This is a genomic window from Methylobacterium sp. E-016, from assembly GCF_022829745.1.
Taxonomy (GTDB): Bacteria; Pseudomonadota; Alphaproteobacteria; order Rhizobiales; family Beijerinckiaceae; genus Methylobacterium.
In genome coordinates this window covers 175,897-195,854 of the sequence record NZ_JAKSYF010000058.1, presented here as the reverse complement: position 1 = coordinate 195,854, position 19,958 = coordinate 175,897, and the positions used below count along the sequence as shown (strand labels likewise).

At 73.1% G+C, this 19,958-nt stretch carries 22 protein-coding genes and 1 pseudogene; 9 read left to right on the top strand and 14 right to left on the bottom strand.

Annotated elements, in window-relative coordinates; translation table 11 throughout:
• From MKK68_RS05485 to MKK68_RS05475, 3 genes and pseudogenes are all read right to left on the bottom strand, one after another.
• A pseudogene (locus MKK68_RS05485) lies at positions 1-204 on the bottom strand (sugar transporter); the annotation flags it as partial.
• A gap of 215 nt (positions 205-419) precedes the next feature.
• Complete coding sequence (locus MKK68_RS05480) at positions 420-1,916, bottom strand: LTA synthase family protein (protein WP_244029193.1); 1,497 nt, start codon at positions 1,914-1,916, stop codon at positions 420-422.
• Between the two features lie 10 nt (positions 1,917-1,926).
• Positions 1,927-3,447 carry a capsular biosynthesis protein gene (locus tag MKK68_RS05475; RefSeq protein WP_244029192.1) on the bottom strand — a complete coding sequence of 507 codons (1,521 nt, stop codon included), beginning with the start codon at positions 3,445-3,447 and terminating at the stop codon, positions 1,927-1,929.
• A 406-nt stretch (positions 3,448-3,853) separates the two neighbouring features.
• Between MKK68_RS05475 and MKK68_RS05470 the strand changes: the two genes are divergently transcribed.
• Genes MKK68_RS05470 through MKK68_RS05460 form a run of 3 tightly spaced genes read left to right on the top strand, consistent with a single transcriptional unit; the run spans position 3,854 to position 6,822 of the window.
• Positions 3,854-5,161, top strand: coding sequence for a capsule biosynthesis protein (locus MKK68_RS05470; RefSeq protein ID WP_243934761.1), 1,308 nt, complete (start codon positions 3,854-3,856; stop codon positions 5,159-5,161).
• 33 nt (positions 5,162-5,194) lie between these two features.
• Positions 5,195-5,962 (top strand): SDR family NAD(P)-dependent oxidoreductase, encoded by a 768-nt coding sequence (locus MKK68_RS05465; RefSeq protein ID WP_244029190.1) that lies wholly within the window; start codon positions 5,195-5,197, stop codon positions 5,960-5,962.
• Positions 5,962-6,822: a formyltransferase family protein gene (locus MKK68_RS05460; RefSeq protein ID WP_243948133.1), complete on the top strand. Its 861-nt coding sequence runs from the start codon at positions 5,962-5,964 to the stop codon at positions 6,820-6,822. The genes MKK68_RS05465 and MKK68_RS05460 overlap by 1 nt, the downstream gene beginning before the upstream one ends.
• Positions 6,823-6,831: 9 nt before the next feature.
• Here the strand turns inward: MKK68_RS05460 and MKK68_RS05455 are convergent, their stop codons facing one another.
• From MKK68_RS05455 to MKK68_RS05420, 8 genes are all read right to left on the bottom strand, one after another.
• Complete coding sequence (locus MKK68_RS05455; protein WP_147729517.1) at positions 6,832-7,032, bottom strand: hypothetical protein; 201 nt, start codon at positions 7,030-7,032, stop codon at positions 6,832-6,834.
• 57 nt (positions 7,033-7,089) lie between these two features.
• On the bottom strand, positions 7,090-7,686 hold the full coding sequence (locus MKK68_RS05450; RefSeq protein WP_244029187.1) for a glutathione S-transferase: 597 nt from the start codon (positions 7,684-7,686) through the stop codon (positions 7,090-7,092).
• Positions 7,687-7,714: 28 nt separating this feature from the next.
• Positions 7,715-8,890, bottom strand: a complete 1,176-nt coding sequence (locus MKK68_RS05445) for an alpha/beta hydrolase (protein WP_244029185.1) — start codon at positions 8,888-8,890, stop codon at positions 7,715-7,717.
• Positions 8,891-9,021: 131 nt separating this feature from the next.
• Positions 9,022-9,480 (bottom strand): response regulator, encoded by a 459-nt coding sequence (locus MKK68_RS05440; RefSeq protein ID WP_147729357.1) that lies wholly within the window; start codon positions 9,478-9,480, stop codon positions 9,022-9,024.
• A 215-nt stretch (positions 9,481-9,695) separates the two neighbouring features.
• Positions 9,696-10,577 carry a dienelactone hydrolase family protein gene (locus tag MKK68_RS05435; protein WP_244029183.1) on the bottom strand — a complete coding sequence of 294 codons (882 nt, stop codon included), beginning with the start codon at positions 10,575-10,577 and terminating at the stop codon, positions 9,696-9,698.
• 81 nt (positions 10,578-10,658) lie between these two features.
• Positions 10,659-11,072 carry a hypothetical protein gene (locus MKK68_RS05430; protein ID WP_147843686.1) on the bottom strand — a complete coding sequence of 138 codons (414 nt, stop codon included), beginning with the start codon at positions 11,070-11,072 and terminating at the stop codon, positions 10,659-10,661.
• A gap of 150 nt (positions 11,073-11,222) precedes the next feature.
• Positions 11,223-11,732, bottom strand: coding sequence for a DUF192 domain-containing protein (locus MKK68_RS05425; protein WP_187274775.1), 510 nt, complete (start codon positions 11,730-11,732; stop codon positions 11,223-11,225).
• The gene (locus tag MKK68_RS05420; protein WP_147728637.1) at positions 11,732-12,340 is read right to left on the bottom strand and encodes a cold-shock protein; all 609 of its coding nucleotides are present in this window, start codon (positions 12,338-12,340) and stop codon (positions 11,732-11,734) included. The genes MKK68_RS05425 and MKK68_RS05420 overlap by 1 nt, the downstream gene beginning before the upstream one ends.
• A gap of 379 nt (positions 12,341-12,719) precedes the next feature.
• On the opposite strand from MKK68_RS05420, the gene MKK68_RS05415 reads away from it, so the two are divergent.
• Positions 12,720-13,730 (top strand): DUF1624 domain-containing protein, encoded by a 1,011-nt coding sequence (locus MKK68_RS05415; protein WP_244029182.1) that lies wholly within the window; start codon positions 12,720-12,722, stop codon positions 13,728-13,730.
• Positions 13,731-13,749: 19 nt separating this feature from the next.
• Here MKK68_RS05415 and efp read toward each other — a convergent pair whose 3' ends face one another.
• The gene (efp, locus tag MKK68_RS05410) at positions 13,750-14,316 is read right to left on the bottom strand and encodes an elongation factor P (RefSeq protein ID WP_147728635.1); all 567 of its coding nucleotides are present in this window, start codon (positions 14,314-14,316) and stop codon (positions 13,750-13,752) included.
• A gap of 202 nt (positions 14,317-14,518) precedes the next feature.
• Between efp and epmA the strand changes: the two genes are divergently transcribed.
• The 5 genes from epmA to MKK68_RS05385 all read left to right on the top strand — a co-directional run bounded on the left by epmA (position 14,519) and on the right by MKK68_RS05385 (position 18,882).
• Entirely contained in the window at positions 14,519-15,574 is a 1,056-nt protein-coding gene (epmA, locus tag MKK68_RS05405) for an EF-P lysine aminoacylase EpmA (protein WP_147728634.1), read from the top strand.
• Positions 15,571-16,641: a lysine-2,3-aminomutase-like protein gene (locus MKK68_RS05400; protein ID WP_244029179.1), complete on the top strand. Its 1,071-nt coding sequence runs from the start codon at positions 15,571-15,573 to the stop codon at positions 16,639-16,641. The genes epmA and MKK68_RS05400 overlap by 4 nt, the downstream gene beginning before the upstream one ends.
• Positions 16,642-16,645: 4 nt before the next feature.
• Positions 16,646-17,266: a glutathione S-transferase family protein gene (locus MKK68_RS05395; protein WP_244029177.1), complete on the top strand. Its 621-nt coding sequence runs from the start codon at positions 16,646-16,648 to the stop codon at positions 17,264-17,266.
• Positions 17,267-17,385: 119 nt separating this feature from the next.
• Complete coding sequence (locus MKK68_RS05390; protein WP_244029175.1) at positions 17,386-18,030, top strand: dimethylmenaquinone methyltransferase; 645 nt, start codon at positions 17,386-17,388, stop codon at positions 18,028-18,030.
• 27 nt (positions 18,031-18,057) lie between these two features.
• Complete coding sequence (locus MKK68_RS05385) at positions 18,058-18,882, top strand: YdcF family protein (protein ID WP_244029173.1); 825 nt, start codon at positions 18,058-18,060, stop codon at positions 18,880-18,882.
• Here the strand turns inward: MKK68_RS05385 and MKK68_RS05380 are convergent.
• Both MKK68_RS05380 and MKK68_RS05375 read right to left on the bottom strand, forming a co-directional pair.
• Positions 18,855-19,085 carry a DUF3253 domain-containing protein gene (locus MKK68_RS05380; RefSeq protein ID WP_147726996.1) on the bottom strand — a complete coding sequence of 77 codons (231 nt, stop codon included), beginning with the start codon at positions 19,083-19,085 and terminating at the stop codon, positions 18,855-18,857. The two genes, MKK68_RS05385 and MKK68_RS05380, sit on opposite strands and share 28 nt — an antisense overlap.
• Positions 19,086-19,132: 47 nt before the next feature.
• Positions 19,133-19,891, bottom strand: a complete 759-nt coding sequence (locus MKK68_RS05375) for a DUF599 domain-containing protein (RefSeq protein ID WP_243948114.1) — start codon at positions 19,889-19,891, stop codon at positions 19,133-19,135.
• Positions 19,892-19,958: the final 67 nt, after the last annotated feature.

Sequence of the window (19,958 nt, the reverse complement as noted above, 5' to 3'; positions counted from 1 at the left end):
AAGGCTGTCGAGCGGGCGCCCGCGCAGGGCCTCGATCACCGCCGGGGTCACGTCCACCAGCTCGTAGCGCGCCAGCAGCCCCTCCGGCGTCGACAGCTCCGCCCCCGCCTCCACGGCACGCGCCGTCGGACCCGAAGCCGGGAGAACCGAGCAGCCGCCGACGAGGCAGGCCGTCAGCGCGAACAGCGCCGTGAAACGAACCATCTTCGAACTCCCGGAGCCGTGCCCGTCTCCGTGAGACCGGCACGCAACGCCCGTATGACCCTGTCGTCTTCGTCGCGAGCCCGCGCCACCGAGGTCCGTGCCGAAGTGTCGGCGGACGACGCGCGCATGGCTGGAGCCTCGACGTTGCGCGCCAAAGCCTGCGATCGCTTTAACGACGGCTCGAGCACGCGCGCCGGACATCGCCCGGCATTGCGTCACGACCGTGGCACGGCCACGCTTGGCCCATCCGCCGACGTCGCGGCCCGGCCGATTGCGGCTCGCAGCCGGCGCCCGAGATCGTCGGCGGTGCGGTCGACCCGACGCGGCGCGGCCGGGTCGGCGTGGCCGAACCGGAACAGCGCGTAGTCGGTGGCGGTGTCGCCGAAGCCGGGCCGGCAGGTCGGCAGGGCGGGCGCGTGGTCGCCGTAGATGCAGAGCGTCGCGTTCAGGCCCGCGAGCGCGGCCACGAGGTCCTCGACCATGCGCCCGGCGGCGGCGACGTGGTGGAGGTACTGGGCGACCGGGTCGTCGATCCCCGGCAGGCGTCCCGGCTTCCAGGGGCCGTGGTTCTCCATGGTGACGCCGAACAGGAACAGCGGCCCGCGCCGTGCCGCGACCTCGGCGCGCACGCGCTCGCCGAAGGCCGCATCGCCGACATAGGGTCCAACGCGGGGCGCGTCGCCGAACGCCTCCTCCATCACGAGGGTGTCGAAGCCGAACGCCTCCATGACGCGGGCGCGCTGGAAGAAGTCGCGGTGGAACGGGTGGACGAAGGTGGTCGCGTAGCCGTTCCGCCGGGCCGTCCGGGCGAGGCTGCCCGGCTCGTTCCCGCGCGAGGCGAGATAGGGGTCGAACACGCCGAAGCCGAGATCGCACGCGCCGCGCCCGGTGAGCACGGCGTGCTCGGTCCGCATGGTGTAGGCGCCGTGCGCCGGCACCCGCAGGCGGCCGTGCTCGCTGGCGCGCGCCCGGATCAGGTCCATCAGCGGCAGGTGCGGTCCGCCGAGCCGTTCGGGGTCGAGGAAGGATTCGAGCTGGATCACCACCACGACGTCGTCGCCCGGCGGCTGCGCGATCGCGGGCGCTGCGACGGCCGCGGGGCCGCCGCGCTCGCTCCGCCACCGCAGCGCGTAGGCGATCAGGCAGGCGGGCAGGCCGTAGCGGGCGAGGTCGGCTTCGAGCTCCGGCCGCGGGAACCACCGGGCGACCCGGCCGGCGAGCGGCCCGCGATCGGCGGCGACGAGCAGGGCGGCGAGGCCGAGCGGCAGGCCCAGGACGGCGGCCAGGGCCCCGCCGGCGGAGGCGGGCAGCAGGCTCGGCTCGATCCGGTACCACAGCGCGACGCCGGCCAGCCCGAGCAGGAGCGGCACGGCGATCCGCGGGCTGGCGACCGGCGGCACGTAGTAGAGCTGCGGATGGCGCGGCACCTGCGGCAGCAGCGCGAAGTCGCTGAACACCAGCGGCTCGCCGATCACCGCGCGTTTCAAGTGGCTGACGAGGTGGAGGATCGCGACGGTGAGCACGCAGCTCGACGCGGCGAGCCACGGGCGCCACGAGAACACGAACCAGAACAGCAGGATCAGCCCGTAGGCGCCGAGCCGGATGGTGAGGTCGCCGGGCCTGCGGCTCGCGCGCCCCGGCACGTCGCCGAAGCGGAACTCGATCGCGAGGCAGAGGACGAAGGCGACCACCGTCGCGAGGAGGAAGGACATCGTGCTCGGCTCAACCTTGCCCGGGCTTCCGGGTGACGGGCTTGCCGCCGGACGCGACGCCGCGCCGGGCGCGCAGGGCCCGCACGATCGGGTTCAGCAGGCGGTAGCGCGCCCGCATGCCGAAGCCGGCGAGCCGGCCGAGCGCGAGGGCGCTCGGGGGCGCTGCGGCGCGGGCGGCGCTGAGGCGGTCGAGCAGCTGCTCGGGGCCGCACGGCTTCATCGCCACCGGATCGAGGTAGCGCGGATACAGGATCAGCGCGCCGGCGACGAGCTGGTCGAGGGCGAGCGTCCGGCCGCGGTCGGCGCCGGGCGCGAGATCCTCGGTGAGGCCCCAGCCGGCATAGAACGGCCGCCCGTGCGTCGCGACGCTCAGGCCCCGGATCAGCGCCTCGAAGCCGGCGAGCGAGGTCATCGTCTCGACGTGGTGCACCCGGTCGAGCAGGTCGACGATGCTCAGGCCCGAGACGATCCGGTCGGCGAGCCCCAGGGCCTCGGCTTCGGGGATCGCGCCGGGGCGGAACCCGGCCTCCACGTCGGGATGCGGCTTGTAGAGCAGGAAGGCGTCCCGGTTGCGCGCCCGCGCCGCCTGCAGCAGCGCCCGGTTCGAGCGCACGTTCGGCGAGCCGTAGCGGACCGAGGCGTCGTCCTCGACCTGGCCCGGCACCAGCACGATCCGCCGGTCCGCCGGCCACGCGCCCGCGGCGACCGTGAGGCCGACATTGTACTTGCTCAGGCGCCGCGCGACGATCGTCTCGCGCAAGGACTTCGCCCGGGTGACCAGGGCGTCGGAAAATTCGGCTTCGGCCAGGATCCGCGAGAGACGGCTCTCGCGCCGCGGATCGTAGTAGATGCCGCGATCGTCGACCACGATCGAGGCGCCGGGCTGCAGGCTCGCCCCGAGGCCGACCGAGCGCAGGAAGCCGTCCTCGACCCTCGCCAGCGGCAGGCCGGCCTCCGCGCAGGCCGCCTCCAGGGCCTCCGGCGCGCGCGTCGCCCAGGCGAGCACCTGCCCGTCGTGGCGCTTCGCGGCGGCGACCGCGGCGGCGACGGTCATGGTGTGGATCGGCGTGCCCTTCGGGCCGACGGCGAAGGCGTCGAGCGCCGGCCGCTTCCAGCGCGAGATGCCGACGTAGACGACGCGCCGCGCGTTCTCGGAAAACCGCGCCCGGAGCCAGGCGACACGCTCGGCGCAGGCCGCGCGGTCGATCGGCGCCCGCGTCCAGGGGTCGAAATGGTGAAGGCCCGGCGTCTCGCGCCCTCCGACTGGCTCGCCGGCCAAGGTCAGGATCAGGCTCGAGAACCCGGTCTCGGCGCTGTCGTAGGGGCTGAGCAGTGGCCCGGGCGCCACGACGAGCGGGGGACGGCCGGCGAGCCGCAGCAGCCGGGCGGCCGGCCCGTCGCGCCAGACGACGGCGCGGCCGCGAAGGCCGGGCGCGCCGAAGCGGCTGCCGGTGGCGGCCTCGATCTCGGCGCGCAGCAGCCGGATCGTGCGGCCGACGGGAAACAGCGTGTCGGGAAGGATCGGGCGCATCACCATTTCGGTCGAGGGCTCCGGGCCGGGCGGGTCGCGCGGCGGCGCCCGGCATCGCCTGCCGGGATCCCGCGACCCATCGTGAGGGCCGAGCGACGGGTCGCGCCGGCCTCGACGCGTTCCTGCCCGGACCCGCGGGCTTTAGCCCAATTCATCCGCGGCAGGCGAATGCTTCCTGGGGCGGGCGGATGAGCCGGACATGAAGGGACACCCCCCGGACATATCGCCGCCGCGATTGGCTCCTAGCTCGTTACCCGTTCGGGGCCGGCCGCGACGGCGTTGCGGGACGGCCACGGCCCGGCGGAATCGTGCGGGGCGGAACGGCTCCGGATTGCCGGGCCGCCTCGGCCGTGCGACCCGTGGTGGCTGCCCCGTCCCGTCCGCTGAAGGTACAGAGCGCTCCGGAATGCTTCAGCCTCGCCCAGATTCCGTCGATGCGAGCCCGGCGACGTTCCTCTTCCTCCAGGGCCTCGCCTCGACCTTCTTCTCCGATCTCGGCGGCGCCCTGGCCGCCCGCGGGCATCGGGTGCGGCGGATCAACTTCTGTCCCGGCGACTGGCTGTTCTGGCGCGGCGACGCGGACCATTACCGCGGCACCCGGCCCGGCTGGGAGCGCTGGCTCGACGCCTACGTCGCCACCTACGGCGTGACCGACATCGTCCTGTTCGGCGATTGCCGCCCCTATCACGTCGTCGCGCGCGCCGTCGCGGTCGCCCGCGGCCTGCGCGTCCACGTGTTCGAGGAGGGCTACATCCGCCCGAACTGGATCACCTGCGAGCTCGGCGGCGTGAACGGGTACTCGACCCTTCCGAAGACCGCCGAGGGCGTCCGGGCGCTGGCGCGCCGCCTGCCGCAGCCCGGCCGCGCGATGCCCTCGACCGGCGACATGGCCCTGCGCAGCATCTGGGACGTCGGCTACAACGTCGCCAACGTCTGCTTCCCCTACCTTTACCCGCGCTTCCGCAGCCACCGCCCGACGCATATCGCGATGGAATATGCCGGCTGGATCAAGAAGTTCTCCCGCCGCGGCCGGACCAGGCGCGAGGCCGCCCGCTGCAACGAGATCTACAACGCGGTCGGCTGCGACTACTTCCTGCTGCCGCTCCAGCTCGACAGCGACTACCAGATCCGCGTGCACTCCCCCTTCCTCGGGGTCGAGGGCTTCATGGACCGGGTGATCAAGTCCTTCGCAGAGGCCTCGCAGGCGCCGACCCGCCTGCTGGTGAAGCTCCACCCCCTCGATGCCGGCCTGATCAACTGGCGCAAGTTCGCCCGCGCCTCGGCCCGCCGCCACGGCGTGAGCGAGCGCCTCGACTTCATCGACGGCGGCGAGCTGCCCAGCCTGATCGCCGGCGCCCGCGGCGTGGTGATCGTCAACAGCACCGTCGGCATGCTCTCGCTGGAGATGGGCCGGCCGACGATGGCGCTCGGCACCGCGATCTACAACATGCCCGGCCTCACCCATCAGGGCGACATCGACGGGTTCTGGACCGCACCGACCGCTCCGGATCTCGGCCTGATGTCGGATTTCCGCCGCGTGGTGCTGCACCGGACGCAGGTGAACGGCGGCTACTTCTCCAAGGCCGCCATCGCCCGCGCCGTCGCCGCGACGGTCCCGCGGATGGAGGCGGCGCTCCCCGACGCCCGGGTCGCGGCCGCCCGGACGATCCGCGAGGGCGAGGCCGATGCCGGCCGTCTCGCCGAGGTGTATTGATTCGGCCGACCGGCGCGCGGTAGCACCCGGATCATGCCCCACATCCTGATCACCGGCGCGTCGAGCGGCATCGGCGCGGCGCTCGCCCGCCGCTATGCCCTGCCCGGAAACCGCCTGACCCTCAACGCCCGCGACCGCGGCCGCCTCGAAACGGTGGCCGCCGCGTGCCGCGCCCGCGGCGGCGCAGCGACGGTCGTGCCCCTGGACCTGCGCGACCGCAAGGCGGTCCGCGCCTGGATCAGGACCCTCGACGGGGATGACCCGATCGACCTCGTGATCGCCAATGCCGGCGTCAACGGCGGCCATCCGACCGGCGAGGTCGAGAGCGAGGACGTCGCCTTCGAGACCCTCGACATCAACCTCGTTGGCTGCCTCAACGTCGTGCTGCCCTGCGTCACCGCCATGGCGGCCCGGGGGCGCGGGCAGATTGCCCTGATCTCCTCGCTCGCCGCCTACGCGCCGCTCGCCGACGCCCCATCCTACAGCGGCACCAAGGCGGCGCTGGTCGCGCATGGGCAGGCCCTGCGCGCCAAGCTCGCGCCGAGGGGCGTGCGGGTCAACGTGGTGATGCCGGGCTACGTGAAGACGCCGATGGGCGGCCAGCTCAAGGGCTGGCGGCCGCTCGAGATGAGCGCCGATCAGGCCGCCGAGCGCATCGCCCGCGGGCTGGTGCGCAACCGGGAGATCGTCACCTTCCCGAGCGTGCTCTTCCACCTCGCCCGGGCCGGCCTCGTCGCACCGGAATTCCTGCGCACCGCCGCCATGCGCGCCTTCCGCTTCCAGCTGCGGCCGCGCCGCTGATGCCCAAGCCCAGCATCGCGCTCTTCGCGCTGGAAGCGCTGCCGAACGCGCGTGCGGTGCGCCGGTTCGTGGCCGACCACGCCGCGGAGATCGCCTTCGTCGGCCTGTCGAACGCCGAGCGGCCCTCGACCGGCGGCCTCGTCGGGCAGGTCCGGCGCCATCTCGCCCGCTCCGGGCCGGCCTTTCTGCCCTACCTCGCGGTGAATTTCGGCCTGCCCGACCTGCTCCGCCCGGTCGCGCCGCTGACCCAGCGCATCGCCGGCACCACCGGCTCGCCCGAGGCGACGCCGCTCGCGACCCTGTGCCGGCGGCACGGCATCCCGACGCTGACGGTCGACGACGTCAACGGTGCCGACGTCGCCGATCTCCTGCGGCGGCACGGGCCGGACCTGATCGTCACCTTTCACTTCGACCAGATCCTGGCGGGCGAGACGATCGCGCGGGCGCGGCTCGGTGGCCTCAACGTCCATCCCGGCCTGCTGCCGCGCCATCGCGGGCCGGTGCCGACGATCCATGCGCTGGCCGAGGGGCCGGACGCCTTCGGCGTGACGGTCCACCGGCTCGCCGTGGCGATCGATGCCGGCGCGATCCTCGAGCAGGCGCCGGTCGCGCTGCCCGCGGACGTGACTGCGACCCGCGCCGCCGTGCTGCTGCACGAGCACGGCCGGAACCTGCTCGATGCGGTGCTGGCCGATATCGCCCGCGACGGCGCGGTGCCGGAAGGCCGCACCGTGCCGGTGCTGCCCTATTGCCCGTTCCCGGATGCCGGCTTCCTCAAGGCGATGCGCCGCCGGGGCCGCTATCTCACCGATGTCGGCGACCTGCGCGAAGCCCTGAGCCTGTCGGCGCGCGGCGCTTGATACGGCGGCCTAGGTGATGCGGCGGACCGGAGCGCGCCGGTAGGCGACGCGGGCCAGAACCACGGCGCCTCCGAGCTGCAGGAAGCCGTTCTCGGCGAGGTCGGACGGCGCCAGGTGCCAGTGGACCAGCCCGCGCGTGAGCGCGTTCAGGGCCATGAGGACGAGGCAGAAGGCGGCGGCGGCAAGCAGCGCGGCGACGAAATCGGGCATGGCTCGGCATCCCACTCTCGGACGATGCCGGCCGCCGCAAGAACCGCGCCGGTCGCGTCAGGCCGTCGCCCGCATCGACGCCCGCTCGCCGAAGGTCGAGAACCAGGCGGCCAGTCCCGGTCGGCTCGCGCGCCAGCCGAGCTCGGCGAAGCGCAGGTCGAGGTAGCCGAGGGCGCAGGCGAGCGCGATGGTGCCGATGTCGACGCCCGCGAGCGACGGCGCCTGCGTCTCGAACCAGTCGAGGGCGCTGACGATCTTGGCGGTCTGCCCGTCCATCCACGCCTGCGAGCGCTCGGATTCGGGTCGCGCGGTCAGCTCGTAGCGGATCAGCAGGGCGGCATCGAGCACCGCGTCGGCGGTCGATTGCAGGTTCAGCGCGGCCCAGCGCGCTGCGCCCGGCGCCGGGAACAGGTGGCCGCCAACGAGCGCATCGAGGTACTCGCAGATCACCCGGCTGTCGGCGATCGCCGCGCCGTCGTCGAGGATCAGGGTCGGGACCTGCGCCAGCGGATGCACGCTCAGCACGCGCCCGTCCCGGGTCACCGGGTGGACGGCGCTCGGCAGCGTCTCGATGCGCTCGGCCAAGCCGAGCTCGTGGGCCGCCACCATCACCTTGCGGACGAAGGGCGAGGTCGGGGAATGGAACAGCTTCATCGGGGTCTCGTCGGCGGAGGCGGCGCGATCAGCGCCGGGCGGCGGGTTTGGCCGGGACGGTGCCGGCCGTCGCCGCCGGCGTGACGGCGGCGGGCGGGCTCGCGCGCGGCGTCTCGACGAAGAGGCGCTTCACCGGCCAGCCGTCGGCCCAGCGCTCCATGTCGCCGAAGCGCGGATTGGTCTTCAGGCCGGTGGCGTCCTGACCGGCGAAGGCCGCGGTCGCCGCGAGGTCGAAGGTCTTCCAGAACGCGAGGTAGTCGAGGGTGTCGGCGCGGGCGTTGTTGATCTGCGCCACCAGCGTCTGCTGCTCGCCGGAGAGCGACATGTCGGCCGACCACTTGAACGGCGGCGGCTTGGTGTCCTTCGGGTCGGCCGGCAGCTTGATCGCCGCGCCGTCGAACGCGGCATCGAGCCCGGCCGGCGCCGCGAGCGTCGCGGTGAGCGCCGGGAAGCCGTGGTCGTCGGAAAGCGCGCGCATGAACAGCTTGCGCTCCGTCGGCACGGCGCTCGCCTCGCGCAGCAGCCGGCGGGCGGCCAGGTCGGCCGCGCGGGCGTCGCGATCGCCGATCAGGGCGATCAGCAGCGTCTGCGGCGCGATCTTCGCGAGATCGCCGAGCACGATGCCGCGCGACTTCGGCCCGCTGGCGATGCCGCCCGGCATCACCCCGAACACCAGCTTCGGCACGGGCAGGTCCTGCGCCTTCGCGTCGGCCGCGATGTCCATGGCGAGCGGGACGCCCGCGAGGTGGCCGATCAGCGCGACCTTCCCCAAGTCGGGCTTGCCCTCCGCGTCGGCGGCCAGCGCCTCGAAGGCGGTCTTGAGCGCGCCCTCCGCGTTGGCGACCGCATCGACGGGCCGGGTCCGGTTCACGTCCTGGAAGCGCGGGAACAGGACGAGGCAGCCGTTGCGGGTGAGATGGTCGATCCAGGCGCCGTAGCTCTGCGGGTTGGTGGCGCCCCAGCCGTGCAGGAGCACCGCGACCGGGCGCCCCTCGGCGGGGGCCGCGCCGGCGGCGTGGAACACGTAGGTCGAGGCGCCGGTGCGCCCGACCGCGCGCTTGACGATGGTGAGCTTGCGGTCGCCGACGCCGCCCGGCCCGTCGTTCGGCTGGGCCGGCGGCGCCGCGGCCGCGGCGGGCAGCACCGAGACGAGGAGGCCGAACAGGCCCGCGGCCAACGGGCCGCGATGGTCTTTCAGGAACATGGACGGCTCGATCGCTTCGAGAAGGGGGGCGGACCGCTCGCGGGCCGGCATAGCAGATTCGGCCCCCGGGGCGATGCGCCGGCCGCCTCGCGGCAGGCCCTGCACCGGGGCGGGGTTCGCACGGCGAAGCCTCAGGGTTCGAGGGCGTGCGGGACCAGCTTGCCGCCGGGGCCGATCACCGACGGCCCCGTCGACGATCCGGCCGGGCGCCCGGCCGCCTGCTCGACCCAGGCCAGGATGTCCTCGGCCCGCCACGGCTTCGGGATGAAGGTCGCCGAGACGCGCAGGTCGCTCGGCTGGTCGCCGGCATCGCCCGAGGTGAGGAGCACGCGCACCCGCGGCCACGTGACGCCGATGATCCGCGCCAGCTCGAAACCGCCGATCGGTCCCGGCGTGCGCACGTCCGAGAAGACCACGCTGACCTCGTCGCCGCGATCGTTGAGGATGGCGAGCGCCCGCTCCGCGGTCTCCGCCTCGATCACGGTGAAGCCGGTTTCCTCCAGGAGGGTCGCGGCGAGGAAGCGCTCGTCCGGTTGATCCTCCACCACGAGGATGACGGGCTTCTGTCCGGGCGGGTTCACGTCGGTCATAGCCGGGACACTCTAAGCGGGCCGGATGGTCGGCCCCTCGGATCGGTCGTTCATCGCCATCGTCGATGCGAACGGGGGTCGACCCGTGCGTGCACGCGCCGCCCGGCCCCATCCTGGCATAAACCGGTCGTCCCCGCCGTGTCGGATAGGGCACACAACCCTGAAGGAGCGTGCCCGCCCCGCCGTGACCGCTGGTCGCGGCGCGTCGGCGCGACCTAGCCGACGCCGTTCGCCTTCAGGAATGCGAGGGCGCGGCGCCAGCCGTCCTCGGCCGCCTCCTTGCGGTAGCTCGGCCGGTAATCGGCATGGAAGCCGTGCGGGGCGTCCGGGTAGACGACCAGCTCCACCGGCTTGCCGGCGGCCTTCGCCGCGTCGCGGGCGGCCTCGGCGGTCGCGACCGGGATGCCGGTGTCGGCGCCGCCGTAGAGGCCGAGCAGCGGTGCGTTGAGCTGGCCGGCGACCGATCCGGCGCTGCGCGGCTGCATGTCGGTCGGGTCGCCGCCGAGCGGGCCGTACCACGCGACCGCCGCCTTCAGGTCGCGGCGGTGGGCGTCGTAGAGCCAGGCGGCACGGCCGCCGCGGCACCAGCCCATCACCCCGAGGCGCGCCGGATCGCCCTTGGCGGCGGAGGTCGCCCAGGCGACGGTGGCGTCGAGGTCGCCGATCCACTGCGCGTCCGGCGTCTTCGAGATCACGTCGCGGATGATCAGCTTGGGGTCGGTCATCTGCGACAGGTCGCCCTGCCGGGCGTAGAGCTCCGGCGCAACGGCGCAGTAGCCGGCCTTGGCCAGGCGACGGCAGATGTCCTTGATGTATTCGTGGACGCCGAAGATCTCCTCGATCACCAGCACCAGCGGAAACGGCCCGGCCCCCTCGGGGACCGCGCGATAGCCCGGCATCGGCCCGTCGGCCGCCGGGATCCGCACCTCGCCGGCCTCGATCCCGGTGTCGTCGGTGTGGATGACCTGCGCCTCCACCGGCGTCACCGCGAGGGTGAAGCCGCTGATCAGGCTCGTCATCACGAAGCCCCGCCGCGACAGCGGCGGGACGATCAATCCGTCGAGGCCCTCGCCGCCGCCTTCGTTGTCGTGCGTCATGCCGTGCTCCTCGAACCCTCCGGCCAGCGCACCACGCCGCCGGGCCCGGGTCAACCGTGCGGAGCCGCCCGGGCGGGACGCTCAGGCGCCGGCGGAGACCCGCGCCGGCCGGCGCGCCGGCACCGGGACGGGCCGCGGCGCGGGCTGCGGCCGCAGCAGGTCGGCGAGCGCGACGAACCCGTCGGCCTGCGGCGCCTGCCCGGCGCGGAAGCCGAAGCCGAGAGCGAAGGCCTGGCTCAGGCCGGCGTCGCGCGCGATGCCGAACGCGTCGAGCGCGGTCAGGAACGCCTCGCGGAACAGGCTCGGCCGGCACCAGCTCTTCTCGGCCATCTGCAGCGGCCAGTCCCACAGGCCCTCGGCGCGGCGGGCGGCGAGCACGTCGCGACCGATGAAGTAGCCGGTCGTGCGGTGTTCCAGGCCCTCGCCCGACAGGGTCCAGTCGGCGTTGCGGAACAGGACGGCCTTTGCGCAAGAGGCGATAGTTGCGTCGATCATCGGGATCCTCGCCACCTTCGCGGAAGAGGCGCGACGATCGCGCGCCTGTTCCACGTGGAACATACGAGGAACAGTGATCCGCAACGGAACGGGCGTCAAGCGCGATGTTCTCGATGCGTTCATATTTTCCCGGCGCGACGGCGCTCCGGGTCAGCGTGCCTGGAACAGCGGGTGCTCGACGCGGTCGCCGGCCTTGATCCCGAGCTTGGCGGCGATGCCGGCATTCAGCTCCAGCACCGAGAGCACCGGCTCCGGCGATGCGATGATGGCGGTCGACAGCGGCTCGGTGTCGGCAGCGACCCGGGCGATGGTGCCGTCGGCGCGGATGAACAGCATGTCGAGCGGCAGGTAGGTGTTCTTCATCCACATCGCGACCGGCTCGGACCGCTCGAAGTCGAACAGCATGCCGTGGTTCGGCGCCATCGTGCGGCGGAACATCAGCCCGCGGGTGCGGCCGGCATCGTCGCGCATCACCTCGACGTCGAAACGGTGGGTGCCGTCCTTGGAGCGGATGCTCAGCGGCTCGGTCTGGCTCCTGGCCTGTCGCGCCTCCTGGGCCGAGGCGGGAGCGAGCGCCGACGGCAGGGCGGCCATGCCGAGGAGGCCGAGGGCCAGGCCGCCGGCGAGCAGGTTTCGGACGCGAGACAAGCGCAACACCATCAATGCGAGGACGGAACGGCTCCGTCGGGCAGCCGGACCTCAGCGGCCATCACGCCCTTGGAGCCGTCGCCGTATCGCACGAGCACCGTCTCGCCGGGCTTCAATTCGGCGATACCGTAGCGTCGCAGGGTTTCCATATGCACGAAGATGTCCGGCGTGCCGTCGCCCCGCGTCAGGAAGCCGAAGCCGCGCAGGCGGTTGAACCACTTCACCACGGCGGTCTCGAGCCCGCTCGTCGGCGTCACGCTGACATGGGTGCGCGGCAGCGGCAGCTCGGACGGGTGCGTGGCGGAGGATTGGTCGAGCGACAGGACCCGGAAGGCCTGCCAGCCGCGGGCGCGCTCGGTCGCCTCGACCACGATGCGGGCGCCCTCGCTGGCGTTCTGGTGGCCGTCGCGGCGCAGGCAGGTCACGTGGAGCAGCACGTCGGGCATGCCGTCGTCGGGGACGATGAAGCCGAACCCCTTGGCGACGTCGAACCACTTGATCCGGCCCGACACCTCGACGAGGTCGAGCGGCTCCTCGACGTCGGCCTGCGATGATGCGCCGATGCCCGCGCCGTCCGTTGCCCGTGAGCTCGCCGGCCCTGATCCGAACCCGTCAGACATGTCGATAAGCAACCTACACCGAATCGCGACGTGCGTTTCCCGGCCAGGATTAACGAAGTCTTGAAGCGGCGAAAGCCTCTTTGCCCGGCAGGCCTGGACGGTCCGACGGCAATGGCCGGCCCGATCGGCACGCTTCCGCAGCGATCCGTGCCGGTTCGGCGAGCATCGAGCAGGCCCAAGTCCGTGTCCGGACTCACGCTTTTGCGCCGGCCGACCCCATCGGAACGCTCCCGGCGCAAACAACCGGGTTCGGTCACTTTCTCGTGACTGTTGCTGCGGCGCAGCAGGTGGCGGGAGCACCGTCGACGCGCCGTCCGCCGCACGAATCTTCGGAGCCGCCCATGGCCGCGCGCGGCGAATGGTGCTTAGGGGGCCGGCCATGCCACCCGATCCCACATTCGCCCCGACGAACGCGCCGGAAGCGCCTGCCGTCGCGTCCCGCCGGATCCCGGCGATCGATGCGGGGCGTGCCGCCGCGCTCGCCGCGATGGCCGCTTATCACCTGACCTGGGACCTCGGGTACCTCCGCCTCACGCCCGAGAACGTCGCGCTGTCGCCCGCGGGGCGGGTCGCGGCGCACGTCATCGCCGGAACGTTCCTCGTTTTGGTCGGGGTCGGTCTGGTGCTGATGAACGGCCGCGGCGTTCGGCTGCGGCCGACCGCCCTGCGGCTGCTGCGGGTCGGCGGGGCGGCGGCGCTGATCACCCTGGCGACGTTCTACGCCTTCCCAGACAGCTTCATCTTCTTCGGCATCCTGCACTGCATCGCGGTGTCGAGCGTGCTGGCGCTGCCGTTCCTGTTCGTGCCGGCGGTGGTGACGGCGCTGGCCGGCGCCCTGGTCGTGGCGCTGCCGCACCTCGTGGCGCATCCGCTGCTCGATGCGCCCGCGCTGTTCTTCCTCGGCCTCGGCCGGCTGACGCCGCAGACCAACGACTACGTGCCGCTGTTCCCGTGGTTCGGGATCGTGCTGCTCGGGGTTGCCCTCGGCCGGATCGCCCTGCCCTGGTTCGCGTGCTCGCGGGCGGGTCTCTGGCAGCCGCGGAGCCGAGGCGCACGGGCCGCGACCTTCGCCGGCCGCCACAGCCTGGCGATCTACCTCGTGCACCAGCCGCTCCTGCTCGGGGCGCTGACGGGCCTGGTCGCGCTGACCGGGCCGCATCCGCGCGCCGGACTGGCGAAGTTCCGGGCGGACTACGTCGAGACCTGCACCCGCACCGGGGGCGAGCCGGACTCGTGCCGGATCGCGGCACGCTGCACCGCCGACGCCCTGCGCAGGGAGGGCCTGTGGTCGGTGGAGGGCCGCGGCTTCACCGTGCCGGAGCGCATGCGGGCGCAGGGCCTGTCGCAGCGCTGCTACGAGGCCTCCGAGGGCACGGCGCCGCCGCCGTAGCCCCCCGTTCCGGAATGCCTCAGTCCTTGGCGCGCTCGACGTAGGCGCCGTCGGCGGTCATCACCACGATGCGGGTGCCGGCGGCGATGTGCGGCGGCACGGTGGTGCGGACGCCGTTCGACAGGGTGGCCGGCTTGTAGGAGGACGAGGCGGTCTGCCCCTTCATCGCCGGCTCGGTCTCGGCGACCTCGAGCACGACGCGCTGCGGCAGCTCGATCGTCAGCGCCACGCCGTTGTGCTGCGAGACCATCACCGCCATGCCCTCCTGCAGGTAGGGGGCGGCGTCGCCGACCACGTCGGCCGGCACCTGGATCTGCTCGTAGCTCTCCGGGTTCATGAAGTGGAACCCCTCCGAGTCGCTGTAGAGGAAGGTGTGCTCCTTGTCCTCGACGAAGGCGCGCTCGACCTGCTCGGTGGTGCGGTAGCGCTCCGACACCTTCACCCCGTCGGTGATGCGGCGCATGTCGAGCTGCGTCACGGGGGTGCCCTTGCCGGGATGGATGTTCTCCGCGAACAGGATGACGTAGAGCTTGCCGTCCTTATCGACGACGTTGCCCTTGCGGAGGGTAGAAGCGATCACCTTCACGGGGTCAGGTCCTGCGTTGACAAGGCGGGGTTCGCGCGCCTAGCGCGGTGCCCCGCGGGAGAGGCATATCCCTCGAGAGCGATATCGGGCTCCGGCACTATCCTATCCGCGGCCCGGTTGCCAGCCGCGCCAGTATCGGTCCGCCGGGAGCGCGCGTGTTCGAAGCCGGAAACGTCCGATCCGCCGATCGCAGGGCCGCCCGGTGACGGCGGCCCCCTCCCCGTGGTGGGCGCCGCACCGGCACGCCGACCGGCGCCCGCTGCTGATCCTGCGCAACCGCATCGCCCATGCGCTCCGCGGCCACTTCGCGGCCCGCGACTTCGTCGAGGTCGAGGCCGCCTGCCTTCAGGTCTCGCCTGGCAACGAGGCGCATCTCTCCGCCTTTGCTACCGAGGCGATCGGCGGCGACGGGCTGCGTGCGCCGCTCTACCTCCACACTTCGCCGGAATTCGCCTGCAAGAAGCTGCTGGCGGCCGGCGAATCGCGGCTGTTCAGCCTCGGCCACGTCTTCCGCAACCGCGAGCGCGGGTTGCTGCATCATCCCGAATTCACGATGCTGGAATGGTATCGCGCCGGCGAGCCCTACGCCGTGCTGATGGCCGACTGCGCCGACCTGCTGCGGCTCGCCGCCGAGACGGCGGCGACGGCGCGGCTGCGCCATCGCGATCGGACCTGCGATCCCTTCGCCGATCCGGAGCGGCTGACGCTGGCCGACGCCTTCGACCGACATGCCGGCATCGACCTCCTCGCCACCCTGTCGCGGGACGGCGCCACCGACCGCGACGGGCTCGCCGCCGCGGTCGCGCAGGCGGGCTTGCGGGTGGCCGCCGACGACACCTGGGCCGACCTGTTCAGCCGCGTGCTGGTGGCGCGGATCGAGCCGCATCTCGGGCACGGGCGGCCGACGATCCTGTGCGAGTACCCGGTGAGCGAGGCGGCGCTCGCCCGCCCGAGCGCGGACGACCCGCGGGTGTCGGAGCGGTTCGAGCTCTATGCCTGCGGCGTCGAGCTCGCCAACGCCTTCGGCGAGCTGACCGACGCCGCCGAGCAGGGTCGGCGCTTCGCCTGCGAGATGGCGGAGAAGCATCGCGTCTACGGCGAGACCTATCCGATCGACGACGACTTCCTCGACGCTTTGGCGGTGATGCCGGAGGCGTCGGGCTGCGCGCTCGGCTTCGACCGGCTGGTGATGCTCGCGACCGGCGCGCCGCATATCGAGGACGTGATCTGGACCCCCGTCGCAGGCGGAACGCGATGAACCGCCCGCTGCGCAGCCCGGACGAGCTCGCCGCCGCGGGCCTCGTGGCGCCGGCCGACCTGCCGGCCCTGCGGGCGGTGGCCGCGCGCTACGCCGTGTCGATCACCCCCGACATGGCCGAGCTGATCGACGCCGCCGACCCGCACGACCCGATCGCCCGCCAGTTCGTGCCGCGGGCGGAGGAAGTCGTCACTGCGGCCGAGGAACGCGCCGACCCGATCGGCGACGCCGTCCACGAGAAGATGCCCGGCCTCGTCCACCGCTATCCCGACCGAGTGCTGCTGAAGCCGCTCCACGTCTGCCCGGTCTACTGCCGCTTCTGCTTCCGCCGCGAGGTGGTCGGGCCGGAAGGCGCCGGCACGCTGAGCGAGGCCGAGCTCGATGCGGCGCTGGCCTACATCGCCGCCGACCCGGCGATCTGGGAGGTGGTGCTGACCGGCGGCGACCCGTTCGCGCTCTCGCCGCGCAGGCTGGCCGACATCGCGCGGCGGCTCGAGTGCGTGCCCCACATCAAGGTCCTGCGGGTCCACACCCGCGTGCCGGTGGTGAGCCCCGCCCTGGTGACCGACGCTCTGATCGCCGCGCTGAAAGGCTTCGGCCGGGCGGTGTTCGTGGCCCTGCACGCCAACCACGCCCGCGAGTTCGGCGCCGAGGCGCGGGCCGCCTGCGCGCGGCTGGTCGACGCCGGGATCCCGATGGTGAGCCAGACGGTGCTGCTCGCCGGCGTCAACGACGATGCGGCGGTGATGGAGGCGCTGATGCGGACCTTCGTCGAGAACCGGATCAAGCCGTACTACCTGCATCACGGCGACCTCGCGCCGGGCACGGCGCACCTGCGCACCGGGCTCGATGCCGGGCAGGCGCTGATGCGCACGCTCCGCGGCCGGCTTTCGGGGCTGGCCCAGCCGACCTACGTCCTCGACATCCCCGGTGGCCACGGCAAGGTGCCGGTCGGGCCGGGCTACGTCGCGGCGGATCGCGACGGCACCCGGATCACCGATCCGAACGGCGGCGTGCATGCCTATCCGCCCGAGCCGTATCGGCCCGAGGCGAGCGAGCAGGAATAAGCCGATGCGCAGGCTCTGGGGGCGGGCGAACTCCGTCAACGTGCAGAAGGCCCTCTGGGGGCTCGACGAATCTGGCCTCGCCTACGAGCGGGTCGAGGCCGGCGGCGCGCACGGCGTGGTCGCCGATTCCGCCTACCGGGCGATGAACCCGAACGGCCTGGTGCCGGTGCTGCAGGAGGACGATTTCGCCCTGTGGGAGTCGAACGCGATCCTGCGCTACCTCGCGGACGGGGCGGAGGGCGTGCTCCGCCTGCCCGACGACCGGCGCGAGCGGGCGCAGGTGCAGCAATGGCTCGACTGGCAGGCGACGAGCTTCACCCCGGCGATGCGCGACGCGTTCTGGCAGCTCTACCGCGCCGCGCCGGATGCGCGCGACCACACGCTGATCGCCGCCTCGCTCGAACGGTCCGAGGCCCTCGCCGCGATCCTCGACCGGCACCTCGCCGACCGAACCTTCGTCGTCGGCACGCGCTTCTCGATCGCCGACATCGCGCTCGGCTGCGCCGCCCACCGCTGGCTCGCCCTGCCGGCGGAGCGCGTCGAGCGGCCCGAGATCCGGCGCTGGTACGCGGCGCTGGTGCAGCGGCCCGCCGCCGCCCGGATCTTCGCCGCGCCGATCAGCTGACGCCCGCACGTCCTCGCCGATCGGCCTTGCCCCTGCCCTGCTCAACCGTTGCCCGCCTTGCCCCCGCCCCTGCGCGACCCACTTGGGCGTCAGGCAGCCCGCCCGGAGACCGCACCCCGATGGCCCTCGACCCGACCCTGCGCGACGCCCTCTCCGCGGTCACCGTGGCGAGCCTCGCCCGCGCCCTGGCGCGCCGCGGCGTCCCGGCCTGCGCGCTCTCCGGCATCGCCGGTTCGGGCCGAGCCGTCGGGCCGGCCGTGACGCTGCGGATGATCCCGGCGCGCGGCGAGGTCGCGCGCTCGCTCGCGGAGGCGATCGAGGCGGTGCCCGAGGGCGCCGTCGTCGTGGTCGATACCGGCCGCTCCGGGCTCGCCCTCCCCTTCGGCGCGATCCTGGCCGCGCGGCTCTCCGCCCGCGGCGTCGCCGGCCTCGTCACCGACGGCTGCCTCGCAGCCGAGAGCGGCCTCGCCGTCTGGGACGCCGCGTTCGCGCCGGGCGAGGGTACGCTTCAGCTTGCGAGCTCCGGCGAGCCGATCGCCTGCGCCGGGGCCGCGGTGCATCCCGGCGACGTCGTGGTCGGCGGCCCCGACGGCGTGGTGGTGATCCCGGCCGACATCGCCGAGGCGGTGGCGCTGGAGGCGGTCGAGCAGCAGCGCCTCGATCTCTGGCTCACCCGCGAGGCGGAGAAGGGCGCGAGCCTCGCCACCCTGCTGCCGCCGGACGCCGAAACCCTGGCCCGCTACGAAGCCGAGACGAAGGCCTGAGGTCCGACGCCCGCCGGACCCGCGCCGATGTTCTTCCCGCTCTCGAAGGTGATCTTCTTCCTGATCACCCCGTCGAACGTCTTCGCCCTCGTCGGGCTCGTCGGCGTCGCGCTGACGCTCGCGACCGCGCGGCGGCGCCTCGGCGGAGCTTTGAGCGCGTTCGGCCTCCTCGGCCTGCTCGCAGGCGGCCTGTCGCCGCTCTCGGCCTGGGCGGTGCTGCCGCTGGAGCAGCGCTTCCCGGCCTACGCCGACGATCGCCCGCCCGACGGCATCATCGTGCTCGGCGGCGGGATCGAGGCCGGGTTGTCGTCCGGCCGCGGGCAGGTGATCGTCAACGATGCCGGCGAGCGGCCGATCTACATGGCCGATCTCGCCCGGCGCTACCCGCAGGCGCGGCTGATGTTCTCCGGCGGCAGCGGCAGCCTCGTCGACGGGGCGATCGCCGAGGCCGACATCGTCAGCCGCGACGCCGACACCCTCGGCCTGCCGCGCACCCGGCTGATCCTGGAGAACCGCTCGCGCAACACCCGCGAGAACGCGCTGTTCTCCGCCGCGATGGCCCAGCCGAAGCCGGGCGAGCGCTGGCTGCTGGTGACCTCGGCCTTCCACATGCCGCGGGCGATGGGCTGCTTCCGCGCGGCCGGCTTCGACGTCGTCGCCTTCCCCGTCGACTACCGCACCCGCGGCCCGCGCGACGCGCTGCGCTTCGGCAGCTTCGCCTCGGAGGGGCTGCTGGTGCTCGACCTGGCGGTGAAGGAATGGATCGGACTCGCGGTCTACCGGCTCGCCGGCTACACCGACGCGCTGCTGCCGGGGCCGGCGGATCAGCCCTCGGGGAGCGACAACCGGTAGATCCCGCGAAAATCGTCCGGATCGGCGGGCTTGCCCTTCCGTAGGATGGCGAGGCGGCCGGCCTTGGTCAGGCGCACGGCGATGCGGCGCACCGGCTGCATCAGGGGGCTCCACTGGTCCGGATCCGACCCCGCCAGCGCGCGTGCGACCTCCGACGGGCAGATGGTCTTGCCGGGGCCGCGCTCGGCCACGAGACGCAGCATCGTCTCCTCGATCGCGTCTTCGCTGCGGGTTCCGGTGCGGTCGTCGCTCACGGCGTGGATCCTTCGGCGGGCGGGGCGCCGTCGGCGAGCAGGATCGCGCGGATCTCGGAGACGAACTGGCGCCGCCACATCACGAACACGACCGCCGTCGTCGAGGCGACGAGGAAATAGGGGCTGACGAACCACCCGAGATACGCCAACGCGAAGAAGAACGCACGCTGCCCGCGGGCGAAGTGGAGCCCGGCCGCGGTGTTCATCGCCGCCACGCGCCGTGCGGCGCGCAGCATCGCGGACTCGCTCGCCCCCGAGCCCTTCGGCGGCACGGTCCCCAGCAGGATCGCGCTGTAGTTGAACAGCCGGTAGGCCCAGGCGAACTTGAAGAAGGCATAGACGAACACGACCGCGAGCCCTGCGACCTTGATCTCCCAGGTCGTGCGCGTGGCGATCGTGCCGAAGGGCAGCGTGCCGAACAGGTTGAGCACGTCGTCGCCGGAGCGCGACAGGGTGAGCACGCCGCCGAGCGCGATCAGCGACGTCGAGGCGAAGAAGGCGGTGCCGTTCTGCAGCGAGGCGTTGATCGTGGTGTCGACCACGCGGTTGTCGCGCACGATCAGCTGGCGCGCCCACTCCTCGCGCTGCGCGTTCATGATCTGGCTCAGCGACACCATCCGTCCGCGCAGGCGCCCGACGGAGAGGCCGTAGCCGAGCCAGGCCAGCACGAAGTAGATCAGCGCGCCGAGGTCGATCGGCGAGAACCCGGAGGGCAGGTAGGCGGCGAGCAGCGTGGTGGAAGGGAGGTCGGTCATCGTCCCCGGGGTGCCCATCGGGCCCGCGCGCCGCGCCGGCCGTGGGCGCATCGGGACCGCGGGATGG